Raw genomic sequence first — 12,439 nt, forward strand, 5'->3', positions numbered from 1 at the left:
CCCGGCTTCGCTAGCTGGCAAGGTATCAGAAAGCGCGCCGGCGATACCGGCCGATCGACGCCCGGCTGGACCCGCTGGCCGACGGCACCAAGGCCGGGACTGATCCGTGGCCATCGCCGGCCACGCCGCTCACGCCGCCGACCCCGCCCCGGAGTCGCCGGATGCATCGAACGCGAACCCCAGCGCAGCGGTGATCTCGCGCACGCTGCCGCACAGCTGCTCCAGTTCCGCATCGCGCGGCGCGACGCGCGAACGCAGGTCGAGCGTGCAGGCCAGTGCGCGCTGCAGCAGGTCGGCGTGGGCCACGGCGAGAATGGCCGCCTGGTTGCTGTCGAGCAGACCGGCGGCGCGGCAGGCCTCGATCAGGCCGGCGTTCGCGGTGACGCCGAGCAGGGCCGGCTGCCCGGCCGCGTGCGCCAGCACCAGCCCCTGCAGTGCGAACTCGATGTCGAGCAGGCCGCCATGGCCTTGCTTGAGGTCGAAGCGGAGCTCGTCGGAGCGGTCGCGCTCGGCGCGCCAGCGCTGGCGCATGCTGCCGACCTCGGCCAGTACGGTGGCGCGCTCGCGCGGCACCGCCAGGATCGCGCGGCGGACCCCGGCCAGTTCGGCGTTCAGCGCTCCATCGCCGGCCACCGGCCGTGCACGCAGCAGCGCCTGGTGTTCCCAGGTCCACGCCCGGCCCTGCTGGTAGGCCACGAAGGCGTCCAGGCTGCCGACCAGCAGGCCCTTGGAACCGTCCGGGCGCAGGCGCGTATCGACTTCGTACAGGCGGCCGCCGCGGGTCAGCACGGTGAGCCAGTTCATCACCCGTTGGGCCAGGCGCTGGTACCAGCGCGAGCCCTCGAGCGGCCGCGCACCGTCGCTCATCGCCTGTGCGCGGCGGCCGTCGTAGACGAACACCAGATCGAGGTCGGAGGCGAAGCCGAGCTCCTCGCCGCCGAGGCTGCCGTAACCCAGTACCGAAAAACCCGAACCGGCACCGGGCAAACGACCGTGTTGCGCCACCAGCTCGCGCTCGGCCAGCGCCAGCACCGCCGCGACCACCGACTCGGCCAGCGCGGCCAGCCGGCGCGCGGTGGCCACTGCGTCGGCGCGGCCGTCGTTGAACGCCAGGCCCAGCCGGAACGCGGTGGAGGCCTTGAACTCGTTGATCCGCTCCAGCTCCGCTTCGGCCTCGCGCTCCTCCAGCGTGCCCAGTACGCGGGCGATCTCGGCGGTGATGTCGGCGCGCCTGAACGGCAATTGGTCGATGCGCGGGTCGAGCACGTCATCCAGCAGCAGCGGCTGCGCAATGACGCGCTCGGCCAGGAACGCGCTGTCGGCGAACAGCCGCACCAGCCGCCGTCGCGCCGCCGGCTGCTCTTCCAGCAGGGCCAGATAGGACGAACGCCGCGCCACCGCCTGCATCAACCGGCACAGGCGCAGCAGGCTGGCCACCGGCGCCGCGGTGGCGCGGGCGACGTCGAACAGTTGCGGCATCAGGTGGTCGAGCCGCTCGCGCGAGCGCGGCGACATGGCGCGCACCGCCGCGGCTTGCGGCAATTTCAGCAAGGCATCGGCCAGCTCGGCGCCGGGCGCGAAGCCGGAGGCTTCCAGCGTGGCGGCGTCCAGCGATTCGTCGCAGGCGCGCTGCCACAGCAGTTTGTCGGCGGCCGGCACGCGGGCCGCGCGGCCGCCCTGCGGCATCAGCACGGCGGCGAATTCCTCGCTGACCACCGCGCGCTGTTTCGCCAGGGCCGCCTGCAGGCTGTCCCAATCGGGATGGTCGAGGCTCAGCGCGATGCGCTCGCGGCTCAGTGTATCGGCGGGGATGTCGTGGGTTTGTGCGTCGCGCAGCATCTGCACGCGGTTCTCGACCCGGCGCAGCAGCACGTAGGCCTCGCGCAGCATGCGCGCGCGCGCCGCGCCGATGTGGCCGCGCGCCTCGCAGGCGGTCAACGCACCCAGCAGGCCGCGCACGCGCAGGGACGGTTCGCGGCCGCCGCGGATCAGCTGGGTCAGCTGCACGATGAACTCGATCTCGCGGATGCCGCCGGGGCCAAGCTTGAGGTTGTCGGCGAGATCCTTGCGCGCCACTTCCGCGTCGATCAGCGCCTTCATCTCGCGCAGCCCGGCGAACGCGGTGTAGTCGAGGTACTTGCGGTAGACGAACGGGCGCAGCAGCTCCTGCAGCTGCTTGCCGGCGGCGCGGTCGCCGGCGACCGGGCGCGCCTTGATCCACGCGTAGCGTTCCCAGTCGCGGCCCTCGCTCTGGTAGTACTGCTCCATCGCGGCGAACGACAGCGCCAGCCGGCCGGCGTTGCCGAACGGGCGCAGGCGCAGGTCGACCCGCGCGCAGATGCCGTCCATGGTCGGCTCGTTCAGCAGGCGCACCAGCTGGCGGCCGAGCCGCACGAAGTACTCGCTGTTGTCGAGCGGGCGCGCGCCGTCGGTCTGGCCACCCTGCGGATAGGCGAACACCAGGTCGATGTCGGAGGAGAAGTTCAGCTCGCTGCCGCCGAGCTTGCCGAAGCCGATCACCAGCAACCGCTGCAGCGCGCCATCGGCAGCGCGGCCGTGGCCATAGCGCGAGGCCAGCGCGCGTTCGGACCAGCCCAGCGCGGCCTCCAGCAGCGCCTCGTACAGCACGCTGGTGGCGGACAGCGTTTCCGGCAGTTCGTCCAGGGCGTTGACGTCGCGGAACACCAGCCGCAGCGCCTCGGCATGGCGGAAGCGGCGCAACGCCGCCATGCAGGCGGCCTCGTCGTCCGGCAGCTTCAGCGCGTCGATGCGCGCGCTGGCGTCGCTGCCCGAGCGCAGCCGTTCCAGCCCGGCCGGCGCCAGCAGCTGCGGCTGGCGGCACCACACGTCGAAGGCGAAGTCGCTGGCCAGCAGGGTGCGGCGGATCCGCTCGGCCACGCCGGCGTCGTCGTGCAGCGGCACGCCGGCAGCACGGCAGCGGGCGGCCAGTTCGCCGTAGCGGTCGTCGATCAGCGCGCGCAGCGCGGTGGATTCCGGGTGGGTCATCCAGCCATTGTGCCGCACGGAGAGCGGTTGCCGGCAGCCGGCCGGCAACCCGTGACGCCAGCTTGAACAAGCCGCGTGCAAGCCCGAAACTCGCCGGCCACGCCTATCCGCGGTTCATCTCGATGTCATTACATTGACAAGTCCAACCCATGACAGTAACCACGGAACTGCCATGCCCCTGAATTCCGCCAACCCGTCCACACGCTGGCGCGTCATCGTCCCCCGCGTCGTGCTGCTGCTGTTGCTGGCGCTGGTCTTCGTGCTGCTGACCGGGCTGCTGGATGGCGGCGTCGGGGTGACCCCGCTGCGCCTGTTCGACCAGGCCCGCTACCCGCTGGCCAACGCCTGGCCGGGCCTGCTGCTGGCCGGCGTGCTGCTGGCGATCAGCCGGCGCGCGCTGCTGTCGTTCGCGCTGGCGTTCCTGCTGCAGGGGCTGCTGTACGCGGTGAACGTGCTGAAGGTGGCGAACCTCGGCACGCCGCTGCTGCCGGACGATTTCCGCATCGTCGGCCAGTTGCGCAAGGGCGGCATGCACATCCTGTCCGGCTACCTGCCGCACAGCCCGTGGCCATACCTGGGCCTGTTCGCCGCGGTGGCGCTGATTGTCGCGGCATGGCGGCTGGAACCGCCGCTGTTTGCGCGCCGCACACGCGGCGCACGCCTGCTCGGCGGCAGCCTGCTGGTGCTGGCGCTGGCCAGCATGCTGACCGGCCTGCCCGCCTGGGCGAAGGTCTACAACGCGAAGACGCTGTGGCTGGAACCGTGGTCGGCGATTTCCACCACCACCCATTCCGGCCTGGTCAGCTCGCTGATGCTGTTCCACCTGCACTACGGCCAGGGCCAGCGCAAGCCGGATCGCGCCGCGGCCATGAAGCTGATCGAGCAGTCCGCGCCGGCCCTGCTGCAGTCGATGCAGGCGCCGACCGCCGCCGGCGAACTGCCGGACATCGTGGTGGTGCAGAGCGAGTCGTTCTTCGACCCCGCCATCATGCGCGGCTACGAGCACAGCAGCTTCACGCCGAACCTGCGCCGGCTCGCCGCGCACGGCACCAGCGGCAAGCTGCATGTGCCGACCTTCGGCGGCGGCACCATCCGCACCGAGTTCGAATTCCTCACCGGCCTGTCGCTGCGCTATTTCGACAACCTGCAATTCCCCTACCTGCAGATGAGCCACAAGGCACTGCCGGGGCTGGTGCGCACGCTCAGCCGGCACGGCTACGCCACGCTGGCACTGCACGGCAACGACCCGGCGTTCTGGAACCGCACCACCGCGTTCAAGGCGATCGGCTTCGACCGCTTCGTGTCGCAGGCGTCGTTCCCGCCCGGCGCGGCAAACGACGGCAAGTACATGGCCGACAGCGCGATGACCGACGAGATCCTGACCCAGCTGAAGGACGATGGCCCGCCGCAGTTCATCTTCGCCATCAGCATCGAGGCGCACGGCCCGTACGACGTCGAGCCGGCCCACATCGCCGAACGCGACGCGATCCCGGTGCCCGCCGGCATTGATGGCCGCGACAAGCGGGAACTGCAGACCTACCTCTACCACCTCCAGCACGCCGACGCCGAGCTCGGCCGGCTGGTGAAGCTGCTGGCCCAGCGCCAGCGCCCCAGCGTGGTGCTGTTCTACGGCGACCACCTGCCGGCGCTGAGCAACAGCTACCAGACCACCGGCTTCGTCGACGGCGGTGACATGCTGGGTCAGGCCGGTGTGTGGCTGCTGGTCGACCCGAAGCACCCGGGCAAGCGCAGCATCGTCGACACCGCCTCCTGGCTGCTGCCCGGCAAACTGCTGGCGCACGTCGGCATCCACGATGACCCGTACTTCGCGCTGACCGCACTGGTCGGCCCGCCACTGGCCGCGCTCACCGAAGCCCCCGGCGCCCCACCGTTGCCTGAAGACGACGCCCAGCAGCAACTCGACCACGCCATGGCCAGCATCGACCAGCTGCGCATGAACGGCAAGCTGGACAAGCTGTTGCCGCAGCCAGCGGCGGCGTCACCCGGTCATATCGCCCAGCACGACGCATCGCCGGTACCGCTGCCCGCATCCGCCACGCGATGAGCGGACAGCTCCGGCCCTCGCGCCGGGGTGCCGTTCAGCGAACTGTCCGGCAACTGAAGGCCGCGGCGCCGAATTCAGACGACAGTCGGGAAGCAACTTCTAGTTTCGACGTGTCCGTGGGACAGCGCACAGCGCGCCTCGCGGCATTCCCCAATCGTGGAGGTCAATACCATGCGCAAGACCATGCTTTCCGCCCTCGTCCTCGGTGCCAGCGTATTCACCGCGTCCGCCTTCGCCCAGGCCAACCTCGGCGGCGCCGCCCGGGTCGATGCCGGCGTCCATGCCGGCGTCGCCGCACCCGGTGCCATGCACGCCGCCGACCAGGCCACCACCCAGACCGAACGGACCCTGCATCGCAGCAGTTCCCACGTGAAGCACCATGCCCGCAAGGCCGTCGACAAGACCCGCTCAACCGTCAATGACAACGCCAATAGCCACGCCAACGTGAATGCCAATGGCACCATCGGCGCCGACGCCGGCGACTCGCACGCCGACGCCAACGCCAATGTCGACAGCGGTGCCGGCCTCGACACCGCCGCCACCGCCGGCAAGGCCGGCGACATGGGCCAGGGCGTGGGCGGCGAGGTGCGCGACGCCGCCCACTCGGCGATCCAGTCCAGCGACCGCGCGGCTGGCTCGGTCGGCGATGCGGTGAAGGGTATCAACGCCAGCGGCAACGCCGGCGTCAGTGGCAGCGCGAACGCCCACGGCCACTGAGCCGGCCAGCACCGTCCGGGCCTGTCGTCCGGACCGGCAACACAAAAAAGAAAACCCCGCCTAGGCGGGGTTTTCTTTGGTCGTGCCCTGGATACGGGCTTAGAAATCCATGCCGCCCATGCCACCCATGCCGCCGCCCATGCCGCCACCGCCGTGGCTGTGGCCTTCGTCCTTCTTCGGCAGCTCGGCGACGATCGCCTCGGTGGTGATCGCCAGGCCGGCGACCGACGCGGCGTGCTGCAGGGCCGTGCGGGTCACCTTGGTCGGGTCCAGGATACCCATCTCGACCATGTCGCCGAACTCGCCGCTGGCGGCGTTGTAGCCGAAGTTGCCCTTGCCTTCCTTGACCTTGTTGAGGATCACGGACGGCTCTTCGCCGGCGTTGGCGACGATCGCGCGCAGCGGCGCTTCCAGCGCGCGACGGGTGATCGCGATGCCCAGGTCCTGGTCGGTGTTGTCGCCCTTCAGGCCTTCGACCGCCTTCAGCGCGCGGATCAGCGCGACGCCGCCGCCCGGCACCACGCCTTCTTCGACGGCCGCACGGGTCGCGTGCAGGGCGTCTTCGACGCGGGCCTTCTTTTCCTTCATCTCGACTTCCGTCGCGGCGCCGACCTTGATCACGGCCACGCCGCCGGCCAGCTTGGCCACGCGCTCCTGCAGCTTCTCGCGGTCGTAGTCGGAGGAGGTCTCCTCGATCTGCGCCTTGATCTGGCCGATGCGCGACTGGATGCGCTCGGCTTCGCCGGCGCCGTCGATGATGGTGGTGTTTTCCTTGGTGATCACCACGCGCTTGGCGCGGCCCAGGTCACCGATGGTGGTCTTCTCCAGTGACAGACCGACTTCCTCGGACACGACCTGGCCATTGGTGAGGATCGCGATGTCTTCCAGGATCGCCTTGCGACGGTCGCCGAAGCCCGGCGCCTTGACGGCGGCGACCTTGACGATGCCGCGGATGGTGTTGACCACCAGGGTGGCCAGCGCCTCGCCCTCGACTTCCTCGGCGACGATCAGCAGCGGCTTGCCGGCCTTGGCGACGGCTTCCAGCACCGGCAGCAGCTCGCGCACGTTCGACACTTTCTTGTCATGGATCAGGATGTACGGGTCGTCCAGCTCGACCTGCTGGCTCTGCTGGTTGTTGATGAAGTACGGCGACAGGTAGCCGCGGTCGAACTGCATGCCCTCGACCACGTCGAGTTCATTGTCCAGGCCCGAGCCTTCCTCGACCGTGATCACGCCTTCCTTGCCGACCTTCTTCATCGCGGTGGCGATGATGTCGCCGATGTTGGTATCGGAGTTGGCCGAGATGGTGCCGACCTGGGCGATTTCCTTGTCGTTCGCGGTGGGGTTGGACAGCTTCTTCAGCTCGCCCACGGCGGCGATCACCGCCTTGTCGATGCCGCGCTTCAGGTCCATCGGGTTGATGCCCGCGGCGACGGCCTTCAGGCCTTCCTGGATGAACGCCTGCGCCAGCACGGTGGCGGTGGTGGTGCCATCACCGGCGACGTCGGAGGTCTTGGAGGCGGCTTCCTTGACGATCTGCGCGCCGAGGTTCTCGTACTTGTCGGCCAGCTCGATCTCCTTGGCGACGGACACGCCGTCCTTGGTGATCGTGGGGGCGCCGAAGCTCTTCTCGAGCACGACGTTGCGGCCCTTCGGGCCCAGCGTGACCTTGACGGCATTGGCGAGCGTGTTCACGCCCTTGAGGATGCGCGAACGGGCGTCTTCGCCGAAACGGACTTCTTTAGCGGACATAAAATTTTTCCTTGAAAAATTTTTAATAAGTAATGGGAAACGTCACGAAAGAGCTACAGGAAGGAGCCAAAGGCGACTGGCGTGCGCGGTTTTGAATTTCACTCGCGCTCAGACAATCAGGCCCCCCATCAGCCCTCGATCACCGCCACGATGTCGTCTTCCTTCAGGAAGACCAGCTCTTCGCCGTCGATCTTGATTTCCTGGCCGGCGTACTTGCCGAACAGCACCACGTCGCCGGCCTTCAGCGACATCGGGCGCACCTTGCCGTCGCTCATGATCAGGCCGGTGCCGGCGGCGACGACCTTGCCGCGGGTCGGCTTCTCGGTGGCGCTGTCGGGGATGACGATGCCGCCGGCGGAAACGCGCTCTTCTTCTAGACGCTTGACGATGACGCGATCATGCAACGGACGCAGTGTGCTCATGGACGACTCCAGCTGACTTAGGTTGTTGATGAACAAGGCTTTCAAGACCCGGACCGGCGATCCTGTTAGCACTCGAAGTAAATGAGTGCCAATTTTACGGGTATGTGACCCCGCTGCAAGAGATCTTTGTACGGGGGATGCAACAGCTAATTGGGCGAACCAGCCGGCGTTTCAAGGGCGCGCCGCAAAATCGCCTGCAGCCAGCGCAGCCGGCGCGACCCGGGTACGCTTCGACCATGACCCCGACCGACCCTGCCACCGTCCTGCTTTGCCATTGCAGCTGCCCGGACGCCGCCAGCGCCCAGGCCATCGCCGAGGCGCTGGTCGGCGAGCGGCTGGCCGCCTGCGTCAACCGCCTGCCCGCCGTCCATTCCACCTATCGCTGGCAGGGCGTCGTGACATGCGACAGCGAGGAGCTGCTGCTGATCAAGACCACCGCCGGGCGCTTCGACGCGCTGAAAACCCGCCTGCTCGAACTGCACCCGTACGAACTGCCCGAATTGATCGCGGTGCCGGTGCAGCGCGGCCACACGGCCTACCTGGACTGGGTGCGCGCGGCGACCGGCGGGACGACGCAAGACTGCTGACAGCCCTTGTCAGTGGCAGGGCGTCAGACTGTGCCCTCCCCACTTCGCCCTCCCTGAAATGAAGAAGACCGACTACGCCGTGCTGCTGTCGCTGGGCGCTCTGTGGGGCGGCTCGTTCCTGTTCATGCGGCTGGGTGCCGGCGCCTTCGGCGCGCTGCCGCTGGCCGGGTTACGCGCGATCGGCGCGGCGCTGTGCTTCCTGCCGCTGCTGGCCTCGCGCGCGCGGCTCGCCGAATGGCGGGCGCACTGGCGACCGATCGCCGTGGTCGGGCTGACCAACTCGGCGCTGCCGTTCGTGCTGTTCACCTTCGCCACGCGCAGCCTGCCGGCGGGCCTGGCCTCGATCATCGACGGCATGACGCCGATGTTCGCCGCGCTGATCGGCTGGCTGTGGCTGGGCCAGCGGCTGGATGCCTGGCGCGGCGCCGGGCTGGCGATCGGCTTCGCCGGCGTCATCTGGCTAGCCGAGGGCAGCCTCGCGTTGGGGCCGGGCGCGGGCGTGGCGCTGCTAGCCTGCGTGGCCGCCACCGTGCTGTACGGCTATGCGGTGCATTACACCCACCTGCGGCTGGCGGGGGTGACACCGCTGGTGGTGACGGTCGGCAGCCATATGGTCGCCGCGGGGCTGCTGTTGCCGACGACGCTGCTGGCGTGGCCGGCACAGGCACCGCCGCTGCAGGCATGGCTGGCCGCCGCGGGGCTGGCCGTGCTGTGCACGGCGCTGGCCTATGTGATGTTCTTCTGGGTGCTGGCGCGGGTCGGCGCGACGCGCATCATGGTGATTCCCTACCTGATCCCGGCGTTCGGCGTGCTGTGGGGCGCGCTGCTGCTCGGCGAGCCGGTGAGCACCCGTATGCTCGGCGGCTGCGCGGTGATCCTGCTGGGCACCGCGCTCACCACCGGACTGGTGCGCAGGCGCCACGTGGTGCCCTCACTGGCGATTGAGGAGGCATAAGGCCGCAAGGAACGGAAGCGCGATCGGCATGGTCCATAATGGCTGTCCTGCCGTTGTGCCACTGGAATCGCGATGCGCCTGATCACCGGCCGCCTGGCCGCCCGCCTGCCCGCACTGGTCCTGCTGCTGCTCGGCCTGCTGTGCGCCGTGCCCGCGTCGGCACAGGACACGGAAAGCCTGCTGCCAGTCACCGAGGCGTACAAGCTGAGCACCGACACCGCCACGCCCGGCGTGCTGAAGCTGCACTGGACAATCGCGCCGGACTACTACCTCTACCGCGGCCGCATGAAGTTCAAGGGTGGCGACGGCGTCACCCTCGGCGAAGCGCAGCTGCCTGACGGCGAGAAACACCACGACGAATACCTCGGCGACGTGGAGACCTACCACCACGGCGTCGACGCCAGCATTCCGTACACCATCGCCGCCGGCACCACGCGGCTGCAGTTGAGCGTGCAGTACCAGGGCTGCCACGAGGTCGACCCGAAGATCTGCTACCCGCCGCATACCGAGAAGCTGGACCTACCGCTGCCGGCCAATGCCGGCGTCGCGACGACGCCAGCGACCGGCAGCGCACTGGGCGCGGCGCTGAACCGGCTCGGCAGCAACGCAGGCGTCGCCACGACCGGTGCGCCGCTGCCGGCCGAGCAGGCGTTCCGCTTCGAGGCGCTGGCGCAGGGACCGGGGCAATTGCTGCTGCGCTGGACGATGCCAAAGGGCTACTACCTGTACCGTGACCAGACCACGCTGAAGCTCAAGGATGCCGCCGGTCTCACGCTGCATCCCGCATGGCCGGCCGGTACCGCGCACCACGACGAACACTACGGTGACGTCACCGTGTACTTCGACCAGGTCGAACTACCGGTGACACTGGAAGGCGACCTGGCCGGGCGCAAGCAGCTCACCCTGCAGGCGAGCTTCCAGGGCTGCCAGGACGGCGGCCTGTGCTATCCGCTGATGACGCGCGCGGTGGAGATCGACCTGAACAGCGGTGCGGCAACATCCGGCACGCCGGCGCCGGAGCTGCCACCAGCCGATCTCGCCGGCGGCCCGCTGCAGGTCAGCCTGCTCGCCGCGCTGCTGCTGGCGCTGGGTGGTGGCCTGGTGCTGAACCTGATGCCGTGCGTGCTGCCGGTGCTGTCGATCAAGGCGGTCAGCGTGCTGGAAAGCGGCGACAGCCAAGCCACCGCGCGCCGGCATGCCCTGTTCTATACCGCCGGCGTGTTGTGCAGCTTCGCCGCGCTGGGGCTGGGCATCCTTGCGCTGCGCGCAGCCGGTCATGCGCTGGGCTGGGGTTCGCAGCTGCAGCAGCCGCTGCTGGTCGGCGCACTGGCCTGCGTGATGCTGGCGGTGGGCCTGTCGATGTCCGGCGTGGTGCAGTTCGGCGCCTCGCTGGGCAATACCGGCGCGAATCTGGCCAACCGTTCCGGCCCGGCCGGCGACTTCTTCACCGGCGTGCTGGCGGTGGTGGTGGCCAGCCCGTGCACCGCGCCATTCATGGGCAGCGCGCTGGCGTATGCGTTCGCCGCGCCGATGCTGTCCGCGCTGGGGGTGTTCCTGGCGCTGGGCGTGGGGCTGGCGCTGCCGTTCCTGGCGATCGGTTTCGTGCCCGCGCTGGCGCGCCTGCTGCCGAAGCCGGGGCGCTGGATGGAAACGCTGAAGCAGGTGCTGGCCTTCCCGATGTATCTCACCGCCGCCTGGCTGGTGTGGGTGCTGGCGAACCAGCGCGGCGCTGATGCGGTCGGCCTGGTGCTGGTGGCGATGGTGCTGCTGGCGATGACGCTGTGGTGGTTCGAGCGCAGCCGCTCGCGCGGCATGCCCAGCAAGATTGCGGTGGCGGTGCTGGCGCTCGCCACACTGGTGCCGATGTACCTGCTCGCCCACGTGCCGCCACCGTCGGCGGCCACCACGGCCGAGCAAGGCGTGGTCGCCTACAGCCCGCAGAAGCTCGCCGAACTGCGCGCGGCCGGCACGCCCGTTTTTGTCGACATGACCGCCGACTGGTGCGTCACCTGCAAGGCGAACGAGCACGCGGTGCTGGGCACGCAGGCGTTCCGCGACCTGCTGCAGCGCACCGGCGCGGTCTACATGAAGGGCGACTGGACCGACGTCAACCCGACCATCAGCGCGTTCCTGCAGCAATACCATTCGCCCGGCGTGCCGCTGTACGTGGTGTTCCCGAAAAACGGCGGTCCCGGCAAGCAGTTGTCCACCGTGCTGACCCGCTCGATCGTCGAGCAGGCGCTGACGGAAGCGGCGCGCTGATGTTGAGTCGCAGCAACTGGCTGATCCTCGGCCTGGCGGTACTGGCCGCCGCGCTCGGCGGCTATGCGCAACACCGCCGCCAGCAGCCGGCGCCAACAGATACGGCTGCGATCGGCCAGCCGCTGCCGGCGATCAGCCTGCCCGACCTCGACGGCAAGCTGCATCTGCTGAGTGATTATCGCGGCCGCCGGGTATTGCTGAATTTCTGGGCCAGCTGGTGCGTGCCCTGCCTGGCCGAAATGCCGGCACTGGCACTGGCGCAGGGAAAGTTCGGCGAAAACGCACCGATCGTGGTCGGTATTGCAATGGATGAACCCGTTCACGTTCGGACCTTTTTGGCCGCACATCCGGTGAATTACCCGATCTTGATCGGCCAGATGGGCCCGCCAAGTACTTCGTTGCAACTGGGCAATATCCGTCAGGTGCTCCCCTATAGCGTGCTGATCGGTGCCGATGGGCGCATCTTGGCGACACATGCCGGCCCGTTGTCGGCGGTGCAGCTGGAACAGTGGCTGGCGCCAGGGCAAGCGCAACGCTAAGCCAGCGTCGACATACGCCGACGCACGGAAACCCGACGCTTCTCCGTCAAACATCGCCGATCTGCAGCGAACTGGACAAGATTCCCGACTGCGCGCACACTGCGCCGGGTTCCGGGACCTCCGGACGCTGGCTG

At 69.0% G+C, this 12,439-nt stretch carries 9 protein-coding genes; 6 read left to right on the forward strand and 3 right to left on the reverse strand.

Annotated elements, in window-relative coordinates; genetic code table 11:
• Positions 1 to 129: 129 nt before the first annotated feature.
• Positions 130 to 3,006, reverse strand: a complete 2,877-nt coding sequence (gene glnE / locus IMW82_RS09375; RefSeq protein ID WP_108471892.1) for a bifunctional [glutamate--ammonia ligase]-adenylyl-L-tyrosine phosphorylase/[glutamate--ammonia-ligase] adenylyltransferase — start codon at positions 3,004 to 3,006, stop codon at positions 130 to 132.
• Positions 3,007 to 3,178: 172 nt separating this feature from the next.
• On the opposite strand from glnE, the gene IMW82_RS09380 reads away from it, so the two are divergent.
• Both IMW82_RS09380 and IMW82_RS09385 read left to right on the forward strand, forming a co-directional pair.
• On the forward strand, positions 3,179 to 5,071 hold the full coding sequence (locus IMW82_RS09380) for an LTA synthase family protein (RefSeq protein WP_108471685.1): 1,893 nt from the start codon (positions 3,179 to 3,181) through the stop codon (positions 5,069 to 5,071).
• Between the two features lie 171 nt (positions 5,072 to 5,242).
• Positions 5,243 to 5,788 carry a hypothetical protein gene (locus IMW82_RS09385; RefSeq protein WP_108471686.1) on the forward strand — a complete coding sequence of 182 codons (546 nt, stop codon included), beginning with the start codon at positions 5,243 to 5,245 and terminating at the stop codon, positions 5,786 to 5,788.
• A gap of 99 nt (positions 5,789 to 5,887) precedes the next feature.
• Here IMW82_RS09385 and groL read toward each other — a convergent pair whose 3' ends face one another.
• Both groL and IMW82_RS09395 read right to left on the reverse strand, forming a co-directional pair.
• Complete coding sequence (groL, locus tag IMW82_RS09390; RefSeq protein WP_108471687.1) at positions 5,888 to 7,540, reverse strand: chaperonin GroEL; 1,653 nt, start codon at positions 7,538 to 7,540, stop codon at positions 5,888 to 5,890.
• A 128-nt stretch (positions 7,541 to 7,668) separates the two neighbouring features.
• Positions 7,669 to 7,962: a co-chaperone GroES gene (locus IMW82_RS09395; protein WP_007514157.1), complete on the reverse strand. Its 294-nt coding sequence runs from the start codon at positions 7,960 to 7,962 to the stop codon at positions 7,669 to 7,671.
• Between the two features lie 236 nt (positions 7,963 to 8,198).
• Here IMW82_RS09395 and cutA point away from each other — a divergent pair, with 236 nt between their 5' ends.
• The 4 genes from cutA (at position 8,199) to IMW82_RS09415 (ending at position 12,305) form a co-directional block, all read left to right on the forward strand.
• The gene (cutA, locus tag IMW82_RS09400) at positions 8,199 to 8,549 is read left to right on the forward strand and encodes a divalent-cation tolerance protein CutA (protein ID WP_108471688.1); all 351 of its coding nucleotides are present in this window, start codon (positions 8,199 to 8,201) and stop codon (positions 8,547 to 8,549) included.
• A gap of 58 nt (positions 8,550 to 8,607) precedes the next feature.
• Entirely contained in the window at positions 8,608 to 9,504 is an 897-nt protein-coding gene (locus IMW82_RS09405; RefSeq protein WP_108471689.1) for a DMT family transporter, read from the forward strand.
• A gap of 72 nt (positions 9,505 to 9,576) precedes the next feature.
• The gene (locus IMW82_RS09410; protein WP_108471690.1) at positions 9,577 to 11,766 is read left to right on the forward strand and encodes a protein-disulfide reductase DsbD; all 2,190 of its coding nucleotides are present in this window, start codon (positions 9,577 to 9,579) and stop codon (positions 11,764 to 11,766) included.
• A complete protein-coding gene (locus IMW82_RS09415; RefSeq protein WP_108471691.1) occupies positions 11,766 to 12,305 on the forward strand; it encodes a TlpA disulfide reductase family protein in 540 nt (179 codons plus the stop codon). Before IMW82_RS09410 ends, IMW82_RS09415 begins: the two co-directional genes overlap by 1 nt.
• The last annotated feature ends 134 nt before the right edge of the window (positions 12,306 to 12,439 follow it).

Source organism: Rhodanobacter sp. B2A1Ga4 (assembly GCF_018101315.1).
Taxonomy (GTDB): domain Bacteria; phylum Pseudomonadota; class Gammaproteobacteria; order Xanthomonadales; family Rhodanobacteraceae; genus Rhodanobacter; species Rhodanobacter thiooxydans_A.

Coding starts and splice junctions, on each gene's coding strand:
- groL (WP_108471687.1), bottom strand. CDS start 7,540: ATGTCCGCTAAAGAAGTCCGTTTCGGCGAAGACGCCCGTTCGCGCATC.
- IMW82_RS09415 (WP_108471691.1), top strand. CDS start 11,766: ATGTTGAGTCGCAGCAACTGGCTGATCCTCGGCCTGGCGGTACTGGCC.
- glnE (WP_108471892.1), bottom strand. CDS start 3,006: ATGACCCACCCGGAATCCACCGCGCTGCGCGCGCTGATCGACGACCGC.
- IMW82_RS09385 (WP_108471686.1), top strand. CDS start 5,243: ATGCGCAAGACCATGCTTTCCGCCCTCGTCCTCGGTGCCAGCGTATTC.
- IMW82_RS09380 (WP_108471685.1), top strand. CDS start 3,179: ATGCCCCTGAATTCCGCCAACCCGTCCACACGCTGGCGCGTCATCGTC.
- IMW82_RS09410 (WP_108471690.1), top strand. CDS start 9,577: ATGCGCCTGATCACCGGCCGCCTGGCCGCCCGCCTGCCCGCACTGGTC.
- IMW82_RS09405 (WP_108471689.1), top strand. CDS start 8,608: ATGAAGAAGACCGACTACGCCGTGCTGCTGTCGCTGGGCGCTCTGTGG.
- IMW82_RS09395 (WP_007514157.1), bottom strand. CDS start 7,962: ATGAGCACACTGCGTCCGTTGCATGATCGCGTCATCGTCAAGCGTCTA.
- cutA (WP_108471688.1), top strand. CDS start 8,199: ATGACCCCGACCGACCCTGCCACCGTCCTGCTTTGCCATTGCAGCTGC.